At 59.5% G+C, this 19,241-nt stretch carries 17 protein-coding genes; 8 read left to right on the top strand and 9 right to left on the bottom strand.

From position 1 onward, the window contains the following. Positions 1-160 precede the first annotated feature (160 nt). Genes ACR3YK_RS11265 through dut form a run of 3 tightly spaced genes read right to left on the bottom strand, consistent with a single transcriptional unit; the run spans position 161 to position 1,958 of the window. Positions 161-892 (bottom strand): DUF3159 domain-containing protein, encoded by a 732-nt coding sequence (locus ACR3YK_RS11265; protein ID WP_486174958.1) that lies wholly within the window; start codon positions 890-892, stop codon positions 161-163. Continuing rightward, the gene (locus tag ACR3YK_RS11260; RefSeq protein WP_486174957.1) at positions 889-1,497 is read right to left on the bottom strand and encodes a DUF3710 domain-containing protein; all 609 of its coding nucleotides are present in this window, start codon (positions 1,495-1,497) and stop codon (positions 889-891) included. Before ACR3YK_RS11260 ends, ACR3YK_RS11265 begins: the two co-directional genes overlap by 4 nt. Continuing rightward, positions 1,494-1,958, bottom strand: coding sequence for a dUTP diphosphatase (gene dut / locus ACR3YK_RS11255; RefSeq protein WP_486174956.1), 465 nt, complete (start codon positions 1,956-1,958; stop codon positions 1,494-1,496). Before dut ends, ACR3YK_RS11260 begins: the two co-directional genes overlap by 4 nt. A gap of 69 nt (positions 1,959-2,027) precedes the next feature. Here dut and ACR3YK_RS11250 point away from each other — a divergent pair, with 69 nt between their 5' ends. Next, positions 2,028-2,483: a DUF3093 domain-containing protein gene (locus ACR3YK_RS11250; protein WP_486174955.1), complete on the top strand. Its 456-nt coding sequence runs from the start codon at positions 2,028-2,030 to the stop codon at positions 2,481-2,483. Here the strand turns inward: ACR3YK_RS11250 and ACR3YK_RS11245 are convergent. Further along, the gene (locus tag ACR3YK_RS11245) at positions 2,458-2,751 is read right to left on the bottom strand and encodes a DUF4193 domain-containing protein (protein ID WP_339620362.1); all 294 of its coding nucleotides are present in this window, start codon (positions 2,749-2,751) and stop codon (positions 2,458-2,460) included. The genes ACR3YK_RS11250 and ACR3YK_RS11245 overlap by 26 nt on opposite strands. Before the next feature lie 200 nt (positions 2,752-2,951). On the opposite strand from ACR3YK_RS11245, the gene sepH reads away from it, so the two are divergent. Continuing rightward, entirely contained in the window at positions 2,952-3,962 is a 1,011-nt protein-coding gene (gene sepH / locus ACR3YK_RS11240; RefSeq protein ID WP_486174954.1) for a septation protein SepH, read from the top strand. 22 nt (positions 3,963-3,984) lie between these two features. Here the strand turns inward: sepH and ACR3YK_RS11235 are convergent, their stop codons facing one another. Beyond that, positions 3,985-5,136, bottom strand: coding sequence for an alkaline phosphatase family protein (locus tag ACR3YK_RS11235; RefSeq protein WP_486174953.1), 1,152 nt, complete (start codon positions 5,134-5,136; stop codon positions 3,985-3,987). A gap of 12 nt (positions 5,137-5,148) precedes the next feature. On the opposite strand from ACR3YK_RS11235, the gene ACR3YK_RS11230 reads away from it, so the two are divergent. After that, the gene (locus ACR3YK_RS11230) at positions 5,149-7,608 is read left to right on the top strand and encodes a DNA gyrase/topoisomerase IV subunit A (RefSeq protein ID WP_486174952.1); all 2,460 of its coding nucleotides are present in this window, start codon (positions 5,149-5,151) and stop codon (positions 7,606-7,608) included. 140 nt (positions 7,609-7,748) lie between these two features. On the opposite strand, the gene ACR3YK_RS11225 is transcribed toward ACR3YK_RS11230, so the two are convergent. Continuing rightward, positions 7,749-9,827, bottom strand: coding sequence for a DNA gyrase/topoisomerase IV subunit B (locus ACR3YK_RS11225; RefSeq protein ID WP_486174951.1), 2,079 nt, complete (start codon positions 9,825-9,827; stop codon positions 7,749-7,751). Between the two features lie 219 nt (positions 9,828-10,046). Between ACR3YK_RS11225 and ACR3YK_RS11220 the strand changes: the two genes are divergently transcribed. Both ACR3YK_RS11220 and ACR3YK_RS11215 read left to right on the top strand, forming a co-directional pair. Beyond that, positions 10,047-10,265 carry a DUF7455 domain-containing protein gene (locus ACR3YK_RS11220; RefSeq protein WP_100388879.1) on the top strand — a complete coding sequence of 73 codons (219 nt, stop codon included), beginning with the start codon at positions 10,047-10,049 and terminating at the stop codon, positions 10,263-10,265. A 74-nt stretch (positions 10,266-10,339) separates the two neighbouring features. After that, positions 10,340-11,341: a sugar-transfer associated ATP-grasp domain-containing protein gene (locus tag ACR3YK_RS11215; protein ID WP_486174950.1), complete on the top strand. Its 1,002-nt coding sequence runs from the start codon at positions 10,340-10,342 to the stop codon at positions 11,339-11,341. Between the two features lie 47 nt (positions 11,342-11,388). On the opposite strand, the gene ACR3YK_RS11210 is transcribed toward ACR3YK_RS11215, so the two are convergent. The 3 genes from ACR3YK_RS11210 to ACR3YK_RS11200 form a co-directional block, all read right to left on the bottom strand. Then, complete coding sequence (locus tag ACR3YK_RS11210) at positions 11,389-12,087, bottom strand: coenzyme F420-0:L-glutamate ligase (protein ID WP_486174949.1); 699 nt, start codon at positions 12,085-12,087, stop codon at positions 11,389-11,391. Positions 12,088-12,094: 7 nt separating this feature from the next. Continuing rightward, complete coding sequence (locus ACR3YK_RS11205; RefSeq protein ID WP_486174948.1) at positions 12,095-13,435, bottom strand: RNA polymerase sigma factor; 1,341 nt, start codon at positions 13,433-13,435, stop codon at positions 12,095-12,097. A 211-nt stretch (positions 13,436-13,646) separates the two neighbouring features. After that, positions 13,647-14,582: a proteasome assembly chaperone family protein gene (locus ACR3YK_RS11200; protein ID WP_486174947.1), complete on the bottom strand. Its 936-nt coding sequence runs from the start codon at positions 14,580-14,582 to the stop codon at positions 13,647-13,649. Between the two features lie 101 nt (positions 14,583-14,683). On the opposite strand from ACR3YK_RS11200, the gene ACR3YK_RS11195 reads away from it, so the two are divergent. The 3 genes from ACR3YK_RS11195 (at position 14,684) to sucB (ending at position 19,234) form a co-directional block, all read left to right on the top strand. Next, positions 14,684-16,171, top strand: coding sequence for a leucyl aminopeptidase (locus ACR3YK_RS11195; protein ID WP_486174946.1), 1,488 nt, complete (start codon positions 14,684-14,686; stop codon positions 16,169-16,171). Positions 16,172-16,270: 99 nt separating this feature from the next. Further along, on the top strand, positions 16,271-17,644 hold the full coding sequence (gene lpdA, locus ACR3YK_RS11190; RefSeq protein WP_486174945.1) for a dihydrolipoyl dehydrogenase: 1,374 nt from the start codon (positions 16,271-16,273) through the stop codon (positions 17,642-17,644). A 60-nt stretch (positions 17,645-17,704) separates the two neighbouring features. Continuing rightward, a complete protein-coding gene (gene sucB, locus ACR3YK_RS11185) occupies positions 17,705-19,234 on the top strand; it encodes a 2-oxoglutarate dehydrogenase, E2 component, dihydrolipoamide succinyltransferase (protein WP_486174944.1) in 1,530 nt (509 codons plus the stop codon). Positions 19,235-19,241: the final 7 nt, after the last annotated feature.

Genomic DNA, 19,241 nt, shown 5'->3' with positions numbered 1-19,241 from the left:
TCTTCAATCCTTGCGCGGAGCGTGCGCTGCATCCAGCAAGGCAAGCCTAAGACGCAATCGCAGAAACTGCGCTGCGACTTGCGCCAAAAGTATCTTGACGTCGAGATAAATATACACCACGGGATGACGACGAACGGGTCGCCACGACGACAACGTCAAACTACGAAGAGGCGCTTCGTCCGTAGGCCGTGCGCATCAAGAGCCACGTAACCCAGAGCACTCCCGCGTACAACGGAACTCCGAGAAGAAGCTTTGCCGTAGCCAAGGCCTGCGTCGCTTCCGCAAAGTACAACGGCAACTCGACTGCGAGGCGAACTGCGAAGAGAGCCGCCCAGAGCACGGTGGCGATCAAAGCGACCCGAAACTTGGCCTTGTCTTCCAACCAGTCCGAAGCGCTCGGCACGAGGAACGTCGCGATTAGCCCGACGAGCGGCCGTCGAGCAATCACGCTGACGATGATGGCGGCAAGAAAAACAGCGTTGATGATGAAACCGAGCACGAAATTGTCTTCCGCTCGTCCGGTGATGAGCGCGAGGCCAGCCGAGAGCCCGACACCCAAGACACCGACAAGGGCGGAAGATACCGGGGTACGCGAGATGAGGCGTGCGAGAACGAAGCCCACCGCAACAATCACTGGTGCCACAACGGAAGCGACGAGCTCCTGAGTGATTGTGAAGATGACCAGAAAGGCGAGGCCGGGCAGAATCGACTCCACTAGGCCACGGATGCCGCCCATCGCGGCAAGCAATGCACCAGTTGTTGGTGCCTCACCTGGCGCCACCTGACCCACGGCGGACCGGCGAGCCGCGGCTGCTAGCGCTTCACGAACACTGGGCTCGACCCCGGCACCTTCGGCGCCGGACTCCCCCTCGTGCTCGTCAGCCGAACTCACGCCTTGGCTTCTTTATCACCCGTTGCCGGCATGTGCAGCGGGATAAGGTCGCGCGGTGGCATCGGGGTGTTACCGCGAATCACCACAATCGAGCGGAAAAGATCTTCGATCTTGGCGGCGGCATCCGCACTGTTCAATGCCTCGCCGGCAATCACGCCGCGAAGGAACCAACGTGGCCCGTCAACACCGACAAAACGGGCGATTCGCTTCTCCCCCGGCTTACCAGCAACGGGAATTTCAGCGAAGACCTCGGGCCCGAAGGGACCCTCAGAGACTTTCGTTGTGCCGCCCTGTGTGTGCACTTGGTCGATAATCTGTTGGCGAATCTCATGCCAAAGTCCACTCGAGCGAGGCGCAGCAAAAGGCTGAATTTGAAGCGTCGATCCGGCGTAATCAAGGCCCACGGCGACGACGCGCTTGCTCGCTTCCTCTACCTCAAGGCGAAGGTGCAGCTCTTGGCGGGGAAGAATTTTGACGCCACCCAGATCGACGTAGGGGCGAACAGCGTTCGCTTCACTCTCATCGAGAGGACCATCGGTGGCGCGATTCTCCGGTGCCGATTTGGGGTGATCCTGCGGCTGCTCGGTCTCAGTAGTGTCGCTCACGACGTGGCTCCTTGTTGTGTTGACTCTGCACGGAATCCGGTCGAGCCGAAGCCCGCCTCACCGCGATGGCTGCCAGGAAGAGTCGATACGGGGATGAATCGAGCTCGGGAAACTGGCATAACGATCAATTGCGCGATTCTATCGCCCGGCTCGATCTCGAAAGTGGATGAAGCATCAGTATTGAGCAACGTAACCCGAATTTCACCCCGGTAGCCAGCATCCACTGTTCCCGGGCTGTTGACGAGGGTGATGCCGTGGCGTGACGCGAGGCCACTCCGGGGCACGACAAAGGCAACATAGCCATCGGGAAGGGCGATAGAAACGCCGGTAGCGACAGTCTCTCGTGCGCCGGGAGCGAGCGAATAGCTCTCAGCGGAATACAAATCCGCGCCGGCGTCACCAGGGTGCGCGTACGTTGGGGTTTGGCCAGAGGAGATAAGGACCTCTACGTTGTCAATCACGAGTCGAGGCTAGTGCAGAAGACCCAACTCGCCGAAACGCACACCGCAAAATCAGTGTGTAATGGATGAGTGACTTACTACCGTGAACGCTTGTGGCCCACCGCGTGGCTGTACCTCAGCACCGCACTCATCATTCCGGCCAGCATTTTGGTCTTCTTGCCGATTAACATCACCGTCGGCTACATCACCGCCGCAGTGCTCTATCTCGCGATTGTCGGCTTCTTGCTGTGGTCGGCGCCGCTCATCACGATTGATGACAAAGAATTGCGCGCCGGAAGTGCTCGCCTTCCGATTGAAATCATCGGAGAGGTCACGACGTTTGACGGCACCGAGGCGACGCTCGAACGCGGGCAGCGACTGGATGCGCGGGCCTGGTTGATGATTCGAGGCTGGGTGTCGCCTGTCGTGCGCTTTGAACTACTCGATGAGAGCGACCCGACACCGTATTGGTTGTTGTCGAGCCGCACTCCCGAATTGGTTGCTGAAGCGATCGCAGAGGTTAAGCTGCGCACTCCAGGCAGATAGCGCCGAGCTTGGTGGTGTGGTCCACCTGCGAGCGGTGCTTCACAAGGAAGCAACTCACGCAAGTGAATTCGTCAGCCTGGGGAGGCAGAACAACCACATCGAGGTCGAGGTCTGACAGGTCGGCACCGGCAAGCTCAAAGTTCGCCGGGTTGTCTGAATCCTCAACATCAACCGAGCCCGACATTTTGTCAGGAACACGCTCTTTAAGAGCCTCGATCGACTCAGAGTCGTCGTCGGTCTTACGAGGTGCGTCGTAGTCGGTGGCCATGCCCATCCACTTCTTTTTTACGTTGAATCACCGGAATCGGCGGGCACAGTTTGCATGAAAGCGAACCGAATTGCAAACCGCCGAAACTGCAACTCTGTGCAGCGCCTGAGACAACTGTTCATGGAGGCGTGTTATTCCCGTGATTTCCCTCGAATGCGTGCGACCCTAAAGGTGAATCGTGAGGGCTGGAGAAGTTCACTATGGAAGACCTTCGGGTAATCGAAGTACAGGACGGTGCGCTGATCGTGTCGAGTAACGACGGCACACGGTATCGTCTCGCTGTTGACAGCGTGTTGCAGTCTCGACTGCGTCAAAGCCGCGCCCTCTCAGGAACGGGACCGAAGCTTGCCCCGCGCGAAATACAGGCCCACATCCGCGCCGGAATGTCTGCCCAAGACGTTGCGAATCTGACCGGCGCCGACCTTGAGTACATCGAGCGTTTCGAAGGCCCCGTGGTCGCGGAGCGAGAATTCGTCGTCAAGTCAGCTCTTGCTGTTCCCGTACACGTCGCTGGAGAAACGGATTCGTTGACCTCCAGTCGCACCTTCGGATCCGCAATTCGCGAACGGCTCGTCGATATGAACGCCGCCGATGAGCGATGGGCCAGTTGGAAAGATCCCGAGTCGGGATGGATCATCAAACTTTCTTTCAACGCGAATACAATCGATCACGACGCGCGTTGGCAGTACGACCCCAAACGCCAATCACTCGCTCCGCTCAACAACGAAGCAAAAACGTTGTCCCAGCAAGGTGAGGTCACAGGGGCGCTCATCCCCCGCTTACGCGCCGTGAGCCCCACCGAAGGAACTCCGGATGCCGCACGCTTCGATAGCGGTGCATTTGATGTCGATGACATCACCGAGGAGCCTGCTCCAATCCGACCGGCAGAACTCCCGGTCATGCGCGACCGCAGCGCTGAGACCGGTGTCGGCAATCAGACTGCTGATCTGCTCGATGCTTTGCGTCGCCGCCGAGGTGAGCGTGAACCTGCCAATTTCGACGCCGACGAGGACGACTCCGCGCCGCCGATGAGCACCGAGCCATCGATGCGACTCTTAGATCCGCCAGCAGCCGAAGAACGTCGCGACGCTCCCGCTCCGCCTCAGGCGACCGCGCCGCAACCGACGACAAAATCGCGTCGACGCCGGGTCGCGATGCCCAGTTGGGATGACATCGTCTTTGGCACTAAACCCGACGACGATCCCGCCTAAAGCTAACGACCGTGATATCGGACTAGTGCTCACGCTCGCGCTCAAAAGCTCCGTACCGCAGCAGGGGCACGCGGAGTTCTTCATCTGACCATGAGCCGTGTTGACCGACCATGTTGCGTCCCTTGTCGGCTGGGTCCCGTGAGTCGTAGTAGGCGATCGACTTGCGCGCGGCAACGATAATGTCTCCGATGCGCGGTTCGACGTCGGAGTGAACGTTTCCGAACCATCCCGCCTTGATCGCCTCAGCGCGACTCACCACCCAGGCTCGGCTGCTTTCGAACTCTTGCCAACGGCCGAGCACAGAATCGCGCTCGGTCGCGCCAAGTCCCGCGTCGTAGTGCAACTGCAGGCAACGAGGCTCGCCGGCAATATGAGCGATGCCTTCGAGTAGCTCAGGTGCGGAATCGAAAAGTACGTGCGATTCACGCGGAACATCGATCATTCCGTGGTCGGCTGTGACGAGCAGCCCCTGGTCAGCGCTCAGGAGCTTTAGGGCACCGGACAGTGCCGAATCGAGGGATTCGAGCGCATGGGTCCACTGAGACGATTGCCAGCCATTGGCATGGCCAGCCATGTCGAGTTCTGGAACATACACGTAGGTGAGCGACGCATGACCACTGGCAGGTCCAACCGTTATGGCCGTCGAGAGGCGGTCCGCCAGCGAGCCAGCGACGACATAACGCGCACCTCTGAGTACAGCTTGAGAGAATCCAGAATCGCGATAGCGCGCAGCCCCTACCGCGAACGCGTTCAGACCCCGTGACGTGGCGTGTTCGAAAACTGTCGGCACGCGCTGCCACGTTGCCGGATTTGTGAGGGCATCCCAGCCGGAAAGTTGATGAAGAACTCGGGTGTTGACGGGATCGAAGGCACTGTACCCGACCAAACCATGCTGCCCAGAGCGCTGCCCGGTCGTCAGCCCGGCGATCGCTGACGCCGTAGTCGTAGGAAAACCTGATTGAATGACTGACGTCTTGGAGAAGGCGCTAGCGAGGGTGCGGGCGTGCCCCAGCCGTGCCTTGAGATTGTGAGCCCCCATACCGTCCACCAGCAGCACTACAGCGTGTCGGACGGGAGGAAGGCTCAGTCGGTTCGCCTCCCCGGAGATTGCCTGAAGTGAACTTGACAACACATCGGTAAGGTTCGCTGAGTCTGGGTTGAGCGCCGGTAACATTAGGGCAATCCTATGGCTACTCCCACAAAACCCACCCCAGACTCCCCTGCCGGCGAACGCATCGAAGACATCGATGTCACGACCGAGATGCAGGGCTCGTTCTTGGAGTACGCGTACTCCGTGATCTATTCCCGTGCGCTTCCCGACGCACGCGACGGCCTCAAGCCGGTGCAACGCCGAATTCTGTACCAGATGAGCGAAATGGGACTGCGCCCTGAAAAGGGACACGTCAAGTCGTCCCGCGTCGTCGGCGATGTCATGGGAAAGCTTCATCCCCACGGCGATGCCTCCATCTACGACGCTATGGTGCGCTTGACGCAAAGCTTTATCCTGCGTGTGCCACTCATCGATGGCCACGGTAACTTCGGTTCACTCGACGATGGTCCCGCGGCGCCGCGGTATACCGAAGCTCGTTTACAGGCATCCGCTATCGCAATGACGGAGGATCTCGACGAAGACGTCGTCGACTTCGTGCCCAACTACGACAACTCGACCACGCAACCCGAGGTTTTGCCTGCGGCGTTCCCGAACCTGTTGGTTAATGGTGCCAGCGGCATCGCCGTCGGTATGGCCACCAACATGGCTCCCCACAACCTCATCGAAGTCGTCGGCGCCGCGCAGCACCTTCTCTCTCATCCCGACGCATCCCTCGAAGAACTCATGCAGTTCGTTCCTGGCCCCGACCTCCCCACCGGAGGAACCATCATCGGCCTCAACGGAGTGAAGGATGCGTACGCGAACGGTCGCGGCGCTTTCAAGACCCGAGCCAAAGTCGCCGTCGAGTCAATAACCGCCCGAAAGATGGGCCTTGTGGTGACTGAACTGCCCTACTTAGTCGGCCCCGAGCGCGTCATCGAGAAGATCAAGGATGGCGTCAACAACAAGAAGATCGTTGGCATCTCCGATGTCACCGACCTCACCGACCGCAACCACGGCCTGCGCCTCGTCATCGGCATCAAAACCGGCTTCAGCCCGGATGCCGTACTCGAGCAGCTTTACCGCCTGACCCCGTTGGAAGATAACTTCAGCATCAACGCGGTGACTCTGGTTGACGGCCGTCCGCAGACGCTCGGCCTCAAGGCTTTGCTTGAGGTCTTCCTTAAGCACCGTCTGAACGTTGTCACGCGTCGCAGTAAGTACCGGCTTGCGCGACACCTTGAGCGTCTTCACCTTGTTGAGGGTCTGCTCATTGCGATCCTCGATATTGACGAGGTCATTCAGGTGATTCGCCAGAGCGACGACAGCGATCAGGCGCGAACTCGCCTACGTGACGTCTTCGATCTCAGCGAGTTGCAGGCTGAGTATATTCTCGAGTTGCGCCTGCGTCGTCTCACGAAGTTTAGCCGGATCGAGCTGGAGGCCGAGGCTGAGAAGCTGCGTGCAGAGATTGCCCGCCTGCAGGCGTTGTTGTCTGATGAGAAACTCATTCGGGCGCTCGTCGCCGATGAGCTTGAAGCTGTCGCGGAGAAATTTGGGACCCCGCGCCGCACGCTGCTTACTGAGGCCCCCGCTTCGATTGCGACGACGTCGAGAGCTGCTGCGCGGAAGAACCAGGCCGTGCTCGAGATCGCCGATGAGCCGTGCATCGTGTTGCTCTCCACGACGGGTCGAATCATCCGCGTTGGCATCAGCGAAGGCGACACCGTGTTGGCGGCCTCTCGCCGCTCAAAGCATGACGCCATCCGCTCGCGTGTGACCACGACAACACGAACCGAGATCGGCGCTATCACCAACCGCGGCCGCCTTATCCGCTTCACCGCCGTGGATCTTCCCAGCGTTCCGACTAGCTCAGTTCAACTTGGAGCTGGCGCAAAAATCAGCGAGTACCTCACGCTCGAGAAGAAGGAGCGTGTTCTCGCGATCGTGTCTCTCGATAGCGACGAGCCCATCGCCCTCGGCACCCGCCAAGGCACTGTCAAACGCGTCACGCCCGGCGTGTGGCCGTCGAAGCCCGAATTCGAGATCATCTCCCTCAAACCTGGTGATGAGCTCGTTGGCGCGGCTCATAGCGTGGATGATGCAGAACTCACGTTCGTGACCTCCGACACTCAACTGCTGCACTTCACCGCCTCGGCGGTGCGCCCACAGGGTCTCAGCGCTGGAGGGATGGCAGGTATCCGGGTGAGTGCCGGCGCCGAGGTTATCTTCTTTGACGTCCTCGATGCGGAAGCCGAAAACGTTGTGGTCACCGTTTCGGGTTCCAGCGTCACGATCCCGGGTACCGACCCCGGCCGCGTGAAGCTCAGCGAGTTCTCGCAGTTCCCGGCCAAGGGTCGTGGCACGGGCGGAGTGCGAGCTCATTCGCTACTCAAGGGCGAAGACGTACTCACCCTCGCCTGGGTCGGACGCGTTCCCGCTATCGCAGTGGGGCCGGATGGCACGGTTCGGCAACTACCCACCGAGCGAACAAAGCGCGACGGTTCCGGTACTCCGCTCGACGCAGTGGTCGGCTCGATCGGCTTCACGGCGTAACCGAAATCACCCGCGCGACACCACGCACGCAACGAGCGAGGGCCGCTACCTGTTCTGTTCAGGTAACGGCCCCTGGTTCGTTGAAGGTCGATCGCTCACGCCACCACTATCGGGTGATGAACGCACCCCGATGCCCCGAGCTAGACGTCGATACGGTCCCGATCAAGACCTTGCCCCTGAATGATAAATTCCTTTCGAGGAGCCACTTCGTTGCCCATGAGCAGCTCAAATACCGTGCCGGCATTCTCAGCGTCCGCAATGTTGACCCGACGAAGAACACGGTTGTTGCGATCCATAGTGGTGGTCGCCAGTTGGTCGGCGTCCATCTCGCCCAGGCCCTTATAGCGCTGAATCGGATCCTGATACCGCTTGCCGGACTTCTTGAGACCTGCAAGAACTCCGTTGAGTTCCTTTTCCGAGTAGGTGTAGATCGTCTCGTTCGGCTTAGAGCCAGGATTAATCACTACCACGCGATGCAAGGGCGGCACGGCCGCGTACACGCGCCCATCGCGAATCATGTCAGGCATGTAGCGGAAGAACAGCGTCAACAGCAGCGTACGAATGTGGGCACCGTCAACATCGGCATCGGCCATGATGATGACTTTGCCATAGCGAGCAGTCGACAGGTCGAAGCTGCGCCCAGACCCTGCACCAATGACTTGTATGATAGACGCACACTCGGCATTCGACAGCATGTCGCTAATCGATGCTTTTTGAACATTGAGAATCTTGCCCCGGATCGGGAGCAACGCTTGGTACTCGCTGTCTCGTCCGAGCTTTGCCGTGCCAAGCGCAGAGTCGCCCTCGACGATGAACAGTTCACTGTTCGCAACATCATTCGAGCGGCAATCAACCAGTTTCGCTGGAAGGCTAGAACTCTCAAGTGCGTTTTTGCGACGCTGGGTTTCCTTGTGCGCTCGCGCAGAGATGCGCGATTTCATCTCCGCTACCACTTTGTCTAGGACGAGAGCTGCCTGCGACTTATCATCGCGCTTGGTGGAGGTGAAGCGTTCAGACAGTGCTGCCGCGACCACCTTCGCCACAATCGAACGCACAGCTGGCGTGCCCAGAATTTCCTTCGTCTGCCCCTCGAATTGCGGTTCCGGAAGTCGCACCGTCAGCACGACGGTGAGCCCGGCCAGCACATCGTCTTTATCGAGTTTGTCGTTGCCGAGCTTCAACCGGCGAGCGTTCTTTTCGGTTTCCGCCCGCAAAAACTTGAGCAAACTTTGCTCGAATCCTGCCAGGTGGGTTCCGCCTTTGGGCGTCGCGATGATGTTGACGAAACTCTTAATTACTGTGTCGTAGCCGGTTCCCCAGCGTAAGGCGACATCCACGATGCAGTCCCGGGATACCTCGGTGGAGACCATATGGCCGTTGTCTTGCAACACAGGCACGCTCTCGGTGAAGCCACCAGAGCCACTCAGCCGCCAGATATCTGTGATGGGCGGGTCCACCGCGAGGTGTTCGACAAACTCCGAGATACCGCCTGCAAAAGAGAACGTTTCGTGACGGGGTTCGTCGCCCCGTTCATCCGACACATTCAAGGTGAGATTGGGCACAAGGAAGGCTGTCTGACGTAGACGGTCAATCAGTCCATCCGACTGAAAAGTAGCTCCCTTCGTGAAGATTTGGCGATCGGCCCAGTAACGCACCCGAGTACCCGTGCGCCCCTTGGGGACCTTGCCCACCACGCGAAGCTCGCTACCCGAAACAAATGGAGTGAATGGAGCATCCGGAGTCGGTTCGCCCGAATCGGAAAAAGTACCGGGTTCGCCGCGATGGAACGACATCGCGTAGGTCTTGCCGTTACGGTCGACCTCGACATCGAGGCGCTCCGACAACGCGTTGACTACCGAGGCTCCGACGCCGTGGAGTCCCCCAGACGCAGCATAGGAACCGGAGCCAAACTTGCCGCCCGCGTGAAGCTTGGTGAAGACAACCTCGACGCCGGTGAGGCCTGTCTTGGGTTCGACGTCTACGGGGATTCCGCGTGCCCTGTCTCGCACTTCGACGCTCTCATCGGCGTGAAGAATGACGCTGATCTCAGAACCGTGACCATCAAGAGCCTCGTCAACCGAGTTGTCGATGATCTCCCAGAGACAATGCATGAGTCCCCGAGAGTCGGTGGACCCGATGTACATACCGGGGCGTTTGCGAACGGCTTCAAGCCCCTCGAGCACGGATAGGTGACGGGCTGAATAGTCAGAGCTCGCCATAGTAATCTCCTAGGGTTTGAGAACGGAAGGCCACATTCAAGACTACGTTCTCCGCACGACATTGCTGCTCACCGACACCCATCCCGCTGTGGCCGAGGCCGACCTTCCGGATGCGGTACGCGCTGAGCGAAATGCCCGCAATGTAGGAAGAATCTTCAGGCGCTCATGCTTGTATAGGCGTACGGAATAACAACCGCAAGCAAGAAGAAGGAGTAGGCCATGTCGAACATTGCAACAGAAGACACCCCAGTCGATGAGATGGACTACACCCTCACGGCGATCGATCGCTGTGACAGTTGTGGCGCGCAGGCGTACATCCGCGCGACCCTCGCCAGTGGCGACCTCCTCTTTTGCGCCCACCACGGCGCTAAGTTCAAAGACAAGCTGTTTCCCACCGCGCTCAAGTGGCACGACGAGTCCAGCCGTCTGACTGCCTAAGCTTTCGTTTAGCATCATCAGATAGTTAGCTCGCTTGCCGGCACGTGTGTCGGTGTGACCTTCGTAGGAGAACTGTGAAGCGCATCCGACACTACGTGTCGCGTCTTGTCTCGCTCGACGTAAAGAACATGCTCGCTGTGGCCCGCGCCATCAGCTCGCGAAGCCGCACCCCCGTGTTCTTCATCCTGATCGACATGGTGTGGTGCTCACTCGTCTACCAGGCCGGCTACCTCGACTACGAAGAGTTCGAATTCAACGTTCTAAGCCGCGCCGAGCGCCGCACTTGGATCACTAGCGGCAACGCGAATTCCATCGTCGTCAAGTACAACCAGCGCGATTTTCGCGAACGGTTTTACGACAAGCCCACTTTCAACAGGACCTTCGACAAGTGGCTCGGGCGTGCGTGGCTCGACCTCAGAACCGCTTCCGAAGGAGAGTTCGTCGAATTCGTGAAGAACCACGATCCCATCATGGTTAAAGTCGTCGACAGCATGAGCGGCGCGGGGATCGAGAAGCACAGCGGCGATGACCTCAAGGATGCTCATGCGCTCTATCGCGAGCTCATGGAGAAGCGGCAATTCCTCGTTGAAGCCTTTATCGAGCAGCACGAGGACATGTCGGCGCTCTGCCCCACTAGCGTCAACTCTTTGCGCATGATCACCTTCTTCGATGGCACCGATGTTCACATCATGGAGGCTGTCTTGCGTATGGGAAATGGCGCCGATGTCGACAACTACGGTCGCGGCGGCATGTATACGGTTCTCGACGAGAAGACTGGCATCGCTCCCTACGGAGCGTTCGACAAGTACGCCAACACGTTCACCGAACATCCCCAGACCGGCACCCCGATCGTCGGTTTCCAAGTGCCGCTCTACAACGAAGTTCTTGCCACCCTCGACACCGTTGGCCGAGTGATTCCGGAAATTCCGTACGTAGGCTGGGATGTCGCGATCTCCGCCACCGGGCCAGCGATTATCGAAGGCAATTACAACACTGGCGTGTTCCAGATGAAGCCGAGTCTCACAGGCATCAAAACAGGACTACTCCCCAAATTCCGCGAGGTAATCGACTTCTAGAGGCTCACACAGAGCCCTCACCGATCTTCCATTCTTCGGAAGAATCCCTAAGCGCGACGAATGACGCCGAGCGGAGTGCTCTGGTGATCCTGGCCTAGAGGGTTATCCTTCAATACCTTCAGAACGAGTTCATTCGTTGCTTTAGTGGTGGTCGACCCTAGGATGTTGCCACCGAAGTCGTTGATGTCAACGACGAGCACGTCGATCTTTCGGCCGAGCGCGGCAGCGATGTCCGCGGCAACGCCATCAGGACGAGCCGGGCCGAGTACGACGTGAGAGTCGTACGGCGGGATCGTGTTTTTCGTGGGCCCATCGATCGCTCGAGCCTTCGGCCCTGCAATCCGGTAGAAGTCACCGCGGCGGCCCACGAGCTTCGTGACCGCAGCGACGGCTGCAGCGAACAGGATGCGCGGAGTACCGCACTCTCGTAAGGCCATCTCCATGGTCTCGGGCATACCAAGACCAATGCCGTGAGATGTCTTAGTCACGTACTTCGACAGGAACGTCGCAAGTTTGCGTGGCTCCACCTCAGAGATCGGGTACGCCCGCCCCTGTGTGATTCCGACAATCTTTTCCGTGACGAAGAGCAAGTCTCCATCGCGCACGACATCCGCCGCGTACTCCACAACGACCTGAACAATGTCGTCCTCACGAACCACCAGTCGAGTCTTGATGGGAAGCCGTTCGTAAACGGCGCCATCGACCTCGACGGTGAGACTCTTCCCAGCGTTCGCTTCAGCACCCATTGTTGGCCTATTCGAGGTAGTCGCGCAGTGATTGCGAGCGTGACGGGTGGCGCAGTTTGGCCATCGTCTTTGATTCGATCTGACGGATGCGTTCACGCGTGACGCCGAACGTGTCACCGATTTGGTCGAGAGTTTTTGGCATTCCATCGCCCAGCCCGAAGCGCATGCGGATGACGCCGGCTTCACGCTCGGAGAGGGAGTCGAGGAGGCTCTCCAGCTGCTTCTGCAGCATGGTGAATCCAACGGCATCGGCGGGAACAACAGCCTCAGTGTCCTCAATGAGGTCACCGAACTCGCTGTCACCGTCTTCACCGAGCGGCGTGTGGAGCGAAATAGGCTCGCGACCATACTTCTGAACTTCAACGACCTTCTCGGGCGTCATATCCAGTTCGCGCGAAAGCTCTTCTGGAGTGGGCTCGCGGCCTAAGTCTTGAAGCATCTGGCGCTGAACACGTGCGAGCTTGTTGATGACTTCAACCATGTGCACGGGGATACGAATTGTGCGGGCTTGGTCGGCCATTGCGCGGGTGATCGCTTGGCGAATCCACCACGTGGCGTAGGTCGAGAACTTGAAGCCCTTGGTGTAGTCGAACTTCTCTACCGCACGGATGAGACCCAGGTTTCCCTCTTGAATGAGGTCCAAGAACTGCATTCCGCGACCGGTGTAGCGCTTTGCGAGCGATACCACCAGTCGAAGGTTCGCGCCGAGCAAGTGACTCTTCGCGCGCTGGCCGTCCTTGGCTACCCACTGAAGTTCGCGACCGAGGGTTGAACGCACCTCGCCCGGTGCCATCTGAGAAAGCTTGTCTTCTGCAAAGAGGCCAGCTTCGATACGCATGGCCAGCTCGACTTCTTGAGCGGCGTTGAGGAGCGCGACCTTACCGATTTGCTTCAGGTAGTCCTTGACAGGGTCTGCCGTGGCACCAGTGATAGCGGCCGAGTACACGGGAACATCGTCTTCGTCGTCAACCAACGAGAGAACGAGGGCACCGGTGGGCAGTTCCTCATCTTTGCCCTTCGACTTTTCATCGCTCTCGTCTTCGGGCTTCGCTTCTTCGCCGTCAGCCTCGACGATGTCGTCGACTTCCTCGGCAGCCTTCTTTCCCCGCGTCGCGGCCTTCTTGGCCCCGGGCTTCTTGGCAGCACTCGACTTCGTCGTCGAGGCTTTCTTGGTCGAGGCTTTCTTGGTCGAGGCCTGCGTAGCTGCGGCCTCATTTCCTTCCGCGTCGACCACTACTTCGTCAACCGCATCGACAGCTTTAGCGCGCGCGCCTGCCTTTGAAGCCGCCTTCGAGGGGGCCTTCTTCGGTGCGGATGCAGATTCCGCAGTCTTCGTTCGGGTCGCCATGTGAACACCTTTCCGAGGTTTTCGGGCAGTACTAAGACCCATGTCAAGTCGCTAGCTGTCACACCGCACGGTGAAACAGAACCAGAAACAAGACCGGGTCTTACTCCCATTATGCCACGCTTTTCTGGTGCGCAGAACCAGACTTCACAGCCTCCGCTCATCGCCAGCGCAGCACCAGCGAAAATTCGTCGCCACCGGACGGCAGCTTCCTCTATAGCGACGCGGCTGGGGGGCCATCGTCGTCACCGGCACGCCGAATGGCGAGGAACTTCTGCAACTCTGCCGCGATCTCATCCGCGGACGGCAACTCCCCGTCTTCGTCCGTGAGAGGCGAACGCACAGGGTTTTCCTCCATGTAATTGTCGTGACGCTCCTCAAGGGTGCCCACGAGCTTCGCGAGGTCCTGGTTACTTTCCACCTGGCCATCGATCTTGGCCACAAACTCGCGTCCTTCTTCACGTAGCCGGTCCGTAGGAAAGATGAGACCCGTTGCCGCGCTCACACTCTCAAGCGCAGTCACTGCGGCCGTCGGCCATTCAGTCTCAGCAAGGTAATGAGGAATCAGCAGCACAAACCCCGCGGTCGGATGCCCGAGCTCTTGCAATCGAAACTCGATGAGATGCATCGCATTCGCTGGCACCTGAGTGTGAGGCTTCCAAACCGACATTGAGTCGATAAGTTCCCGACGATTGCCGCTCACTGTGACCCCAATGCTGCGAGTGTGGGGTACGGGCATCGGAATGGCGTGCACCCACGTGGTCGACTTCACTTCCAGCTTGGAAATCAGACGCAACACCGCAGCAGAGAACCGATCCCACTGGAAATCAGGTTCGTATCCCGTGAGCAGAAGGAAGGGTTGCCCGAGTTCATCTTTAGCCAAGTACAGCTCAAGCTTGGCCGGTCGGTAGTCGCTCAAGTGATCTTGATCGAAATAAATGGTCGGGCGCCGCGCTCGGTAGTCGAGGAGTGCATCGTTATCGAACGAGGCGACGACCGTGCGCTCGAGAGTATCGAGCAGGTACTGACTGAACTGGCTGACAGCACCACCGGCATCCGCGAAGCCAGTCAGGCCGGCGACGAGCGGTAGACCGCGGGGCACACCAGAAACATCGGTCACGATGTCATATAAACCGGCTGGATCTCGCATGCTTCCACTCTAATCGCGGGCACGACAGCATCCTCGTCAAACGCTTCCACAACGTCATGCTTCTAGCGAACATTGAGGCAGTTGCTGACTATCATGAGGATATGACCGTTGCTACGTTGCACTTGTCCACCTCGTCCGCCTCCGAACTGGAATCCGATGTTCTCGTAATCGGGGTGATGAAGACAGATTCTGGACCCAAGCTCGTCGACGCGTCGCCAGAGCTTTCAACGTTCGAGCAGTCGCTGAGCGTGATCGGCGTCACCGGGGCTGCTGACGAGCTTCACCGCATTCCTGCTACCGGCATCGCTGCACCCGCAATCGCTTTTATCGGTCTCGGTGACAGCTCTCCCACTGCTGAGAGCCTGCGCTATGCAGCCGGTTCCGCCGCACGTCAACTGCGCGGCGCCGCAGATATCGCCCTTGCTCTTGGCGCGGAATCGACTGAAGACACACTCGCCGTACTCGAAGGAGCGGCCATCGGCGCCTACTCCTACGATGCATACCGTTCCACTCCCCCGGAGGCCGCGAAGAGCCAGGCGAGCAGCATCACTGTTCTCAGCCCCGTGTCGGATGCCGCTCTCATCGAGCGCGCCAGCATCATCGCCCACGCGACCCACGTGACGCGCGACCTTGTTAACGAAGCTCCTCGCGAGCTCTACCCCGCCACCTTCGCGGATCGCGCCAGCGAGCTCGCCGCACTCGACAACGTCGATGTGGAAGTTTTTGCTGAGAAGGAACTTGAGGAAGGCGGCTTCGGCGGCATCCTAGGAGTTGGCCAGGGGTCGACTCGAGGACCACGCCTCGTCAAGATCAGCTACACCCCGTCTGACGCCGCCAAGCACCTTGCGCTCGTCGGCAAAGGAATCACTTTTGATTCAGGCGGGCTCTCGCTCAAGCCGGGGCTTTCGATGATCGGCATGAAGTTCGACATGAGTGGCGCTGCGACCGTGATGGCCGTTATAGAGGCCTGCGCGAAGCTCGGCACCAACGTGCGCCTCACAGCGTGGCTCTGCTTGGCCGAAAACATGCCGTCGGGAAGTGCTATTCGCCCCAACGACGTGTTGACCATTCGCGGCGGAAAGACTGTTGAAGTGCTGAACACTGACGCAGAAGGGCGGTTGGTCATGGCCGACGGGCTCGTAGCGGCTAGCGAAGAGAACCCGGATGCCATCGTCGATATCGCGACGCTCACCGGGGCCGCGGTCGTGGCCCTCGGCAACCGCTACGCCGGAACCATGGGCGACAAGGCTCTGGTGAATCAGGTCGTCGCTGTCGCGGATCGCGTTGGCGAACCGTTCTGGCCGATGCCGATCAGTCCCGAACTGCGTCCCTTGCTCGCTTCAGACATTGCCGACATCGCGAACATCAAGCCCGGCAACACCGCCGGTGGGATGCTCATCGCCGCCGCCTTCCTTAAAGACTTCGTGGGAAAGCGTGCTGATAGCGCCGAGACGATTCCGTGGGCGCACATCGATATCGCGGGCCCGTCAGATAACCGCGGCAGTGGCTGGGGCTACGTCGGCAAGGGGGCAACCGGAATCGGTGTTCGAACACTCATCGGACTGGCCGAGGAATTTTCCCGTCCGTAGTAAGGTTTTTTAAACGCGGATTCTTTCCGCACCATCCGGTCGCACGGTTCACACACGATGCGTTCCGGCGAACAAATTCCTTACAGAGGAGCTGCTGTATTGGCTGAGCACAATTTTGACCTTGTCGTTCTTGGTGGAGGAAGTGGTGGCTACGCAGCAGCGTTGCGCGCCGCAGAACTCGGTATGACTGTTGGCTTGATCGAGAAGAACAAGCTCGGAGGCACCTGCCTGCACGTTGGTTGCATCCCCACGAAGGCGCTCCTGCACTCAGCAGAAGTAGCTGATGTTACCCGTGAGGCAGCAAAGTACGGCGTCACCACCACCCTTGACGGAATCGACATCGCCGGCGTCACCAAGTACCGCCAAGACATCGTCGCAAGCAAGTACAAGGGCCTTCAGGGCCTCGTAAAGATGCGCGGCATCACCGTGATCGAGGGCGAAGGCAAGCTCGTTTCTCCGAACACTGTTCAGGTCGGCGAAGACACTGTCGTGGGCAAGAACGTGATCCTAGCGACGGGCTCATACTCGCGAAGCCTCCCCGGTCTCGAAATCGGCGGCCGCGTGATCACGTCGGAGCAGGCACTCGAGCTCGACTTCGTTCCCAAGAAGGTCGCCGTTCTCGGTGGCGGCGTCATCGGCGTGGAGTTCTCCAGCGTATGGAAGAGCTGGGGTGCCGACGTCACGATTATCGAAGGTCTTCCCAACCTCGTTCCGAACGAGGACGAGTCGGTCAGCAAGCAGTTCGAGCGAGCGTTCCGACGCCGTGGCATCAACTTCCACACCGGCGTTCGTTTCAAGAGCGTTGAGCAGAACGATGACGGTGTCGTCGTCACCCTCGAAAACGGCGAGACCGTTGAAGCAGAGCTTCTGCTCGTCGCTGTCGGCCGTGGCCCGTCTACCGCAGGCCTCGGCTTCGAAGAGGTCGGCATCGAGATGGATCGTGGCTTCGTACTCACGAACGAACGACTTGCAACCAACGTTCCCGGCGTCTACGCCGTGGGAGACATCGTTCCCGGACTCCAGCTCGCGCACCGCGGCTTCCAGCAGGGAATCTTTGTTGTCGAAGAGATCGCCGGCCTCAAGCCGATCGTGATCAACGACCTCAACATCCCTAAGGTCACGTACAGCGACCCCGAGGTTGCATCGATCGGCCTGACGGAAGCTAAGGCCATCGAGGCGCACGGCGCTGAAAACGTGAAGGCGTACGACTACAACCTGGGCGGCAACGGCAAGAGCGCCATCATCGGCACCGCTGGTTCGATCAAGGTTGTTCGCGTTGTCGACGGCCCCGTTATCGGAGTTCACATGATCGGAGCTCGCGTTGGCGAACTGATCGGTGAAGCACAGCTTATTGTCAACTGGGAAGCACACCCCGAAGACATCACGCCGCTGCTACACGCACACCCCACCCAGAATGAAGCCCTCGGCGAGGCATTCCTCGCTCTGGCAGGCAAGCCGCTTCACGCGGTCTAGGCTCCGCCTCAACCACGGAACTAAGCTATTGATGACAAGCATCACAAAGGAGCAGTACTGATGAGCGAATCCGTTAACCTTCCGGCACTCGGAGAGAGTGTCACCGAGGGCACGGTGACCCGCTGGCTGAAGCAAGTCGGCGAGCGTGTAGAGGTTGACGAACCCCTGCTCGAGGTCTCGACTGACAAGGTCGACACGGAGATTCCCTCTCCCGTCGCCGGTGTCATCGAAGAGATCTTGGTTGCCGAAGACGAAACAGTAGAAGTGGGCACCGCGCTCGTAAAGATCGGCGATGGTTCGGGTGGCGGCGACGCTCCCGCAAAAGAAGCTCCCGCCGAAGAAGCCGCACCCGCTACTGAAGCGCCCGCCGAGCAGGCTGCGCCCGCTACTGAAGCGCCCGCCGAGCAGGCTGCGCCCGCAACGGAGGCTCCTGCGGCCGAAACTCCGGCGAATGAAACTCCAGCAGCGGAAGCTCCTGCAGCCGAGGCGGCACCCGCTGCCGAGTCCGCTGCTCCTGCCGCGACTGAGCAGGCTCCTGCGGTAGCCCCCGAGGATCCCGCCGAAGACGCTACTCCGGCCGCGCAGGAAGCGCCCGCCGCTGTTCCCGAGGCAGAAGCGCCCGCCGCTCCCGCTGAAGAAGCTGCACCCGCGGCTACGGACTCAGACGACAGCGACGACTCGCAGGCTGGCTACCTCACTCCGCTCGTGCGCAAGCTCGCGAAGGAGCGCGGCGTTGATCTCAGCACCATCGCAGGCACTGGCGTCGGAGGCCGCATTCGCAAGCAGGATGTCCTTGCTGCGAGCGAGCAGTCCACGAGTGCTGCACCTGCCGCTGAGAGCTCGACTGCAACCTCGGCACCGCTAGAAGTTTCACCGCTGCGGGGAACTACTGTTCCCATGTCTCGACTTCGCAAGGTTATTGCCGAGCGTGCTGTGCTCTCGATGCAGTCGTCCGCTCAGCTCACCTCGGTCGTAGAGGTAGACGTCACCGCGGTAGCGAACTTCCGCAACAAGGTAAAGGATGACTTCCTTGCCAAGACCGGCAATAAGCTCTCGTTCCTTCCGTTCTTTGCATTGGCCGCAGCGGAGGCGCTGACAGCACACCCGATCATCAATGCGACGATTGAAGACAACTCGATCGTCTACCCGGCACAGGAGAACATCAGCATTGCGGTCGACACTGAGCGCGGTCTACTGACCCCGGTCATCCGAGATGCTGCATCGCTCGATATCGCAGGTCTGGCTGGCGAAATTGCAGACCTCGCAGCACGCACCCGCGACAACAAGTTGACCCCTGACGAGCTCTCGGGTGGAACCTTCACGCTCACGAATACCGGCTCGCGTGGCGCACTATTCGACACGCCTGTCGTGTTCCTCCCGCAGTCGGCAATCCTCGGCACCGGCATTGTCACCAAAAAGCCTGTGGTCATCAGCGATGCCAACGGTGATTCAATCGCGATCCGTTCGATGGTCTACCTCGCACTGAGCTACGACCACCGCATCGTGGATGGAGCGGATGCTGCAGGCTTCCTCGTCGATGTGAAGAAGCGTCTCGAGGGCGGCGACTTCGCCGACAAGCTCGGAATCTGAACGAACC

The organism is Salinibacterium sp. 10G20-15 (genome assembly GCF_057365065.1).
The sequence above is the reverse complement of the archived record's forward strand: the minus strand, read 5'-3'. Positions and strand labels throughout refer to the sequence as shown.

Excerpts from the sequence above, each read along its gene's own strand:
- ACR3YK_RS11230 (WP_486174952.1), top strand. The coding sequence starts at position 5,149 with ATGGCTACTCCCACAAAACCCACCCCAGACTCCCCTGCCGGCGAACGC.
- ACR3YK_RS11200 (WP_486174947.1), bottom strand. The coding sequence starts at position 14,582 with ATGCGAGATCCAGCCGGTTTATATGACATCGTGACCGATGTTTCTGGT.
- ACR3YK_RS11210 (WP_486174949.1), bottom strand. The coding sequence starts at position 12,087 with ATGGGTGCTGAAGCGAACGCTGGGAAGAGTCTCACCGTCGAGGTCGAT.
- ACR3YK_RS11225 (WP_486174951.1), bottom strand. The coding sequence starts at position 9,827 with ATGGCGAGCTCTGACTATTCAGCCCGTCACCTATCCGTGCTCGAGGGG.
- sepH (WP_486174954.1), top strand. The coding sequence starts at position 2,952 with ATGGAAGACCTTCGGGTAATCGAAGTACAGGACGGTGCGCTGATCGTG.
- ACR3YK_RS11245 (WP_339620362.1), bottom strand. The coding sequence starts at position 2,751 with ATGGCCACCGACTACGACGCACCTCGTAAGACCGACGACGACTCTGAG.
- ACR3YK_RS11195 (WP_486174946.1), top strand. The coding sequence starts at position 14,684 with ATGACCGTTGCTACGTTGCACTTGTCCACCTCGTCCGCCTCCGAACTG.
- ACR3YK_RS11220 (WP_100388879.1), top strand. The coding sequence starts at position 10,047 with ATGTCGAACATTGCAACAGAAGACACCCCAGTCGATGAGATGGACTAC.
- sucB (WP_486174944.1), top strand. The coding sequence starts at position 17,705 with ATGAGCGAATCCGTTAACCTTCCGGCACTCGGAGAGAGTGTCACCGAG.
- ACR3YK_RS11205 (WP_486174948.1), bottom strand. The coding sequence starts at position 13,435 with ATGGCGACCCGAACGAAGACTGCGGAATCTGCATCCGCACCGAAGAAG.
- ACR3YK_RS11235 (WP_486174953.1), bottom strand. The coding sequence starts at position 5,136 with ATGTTACCGGCGCTCAACCCAGACTCAGCGAACCTTACCGATGTGTTG.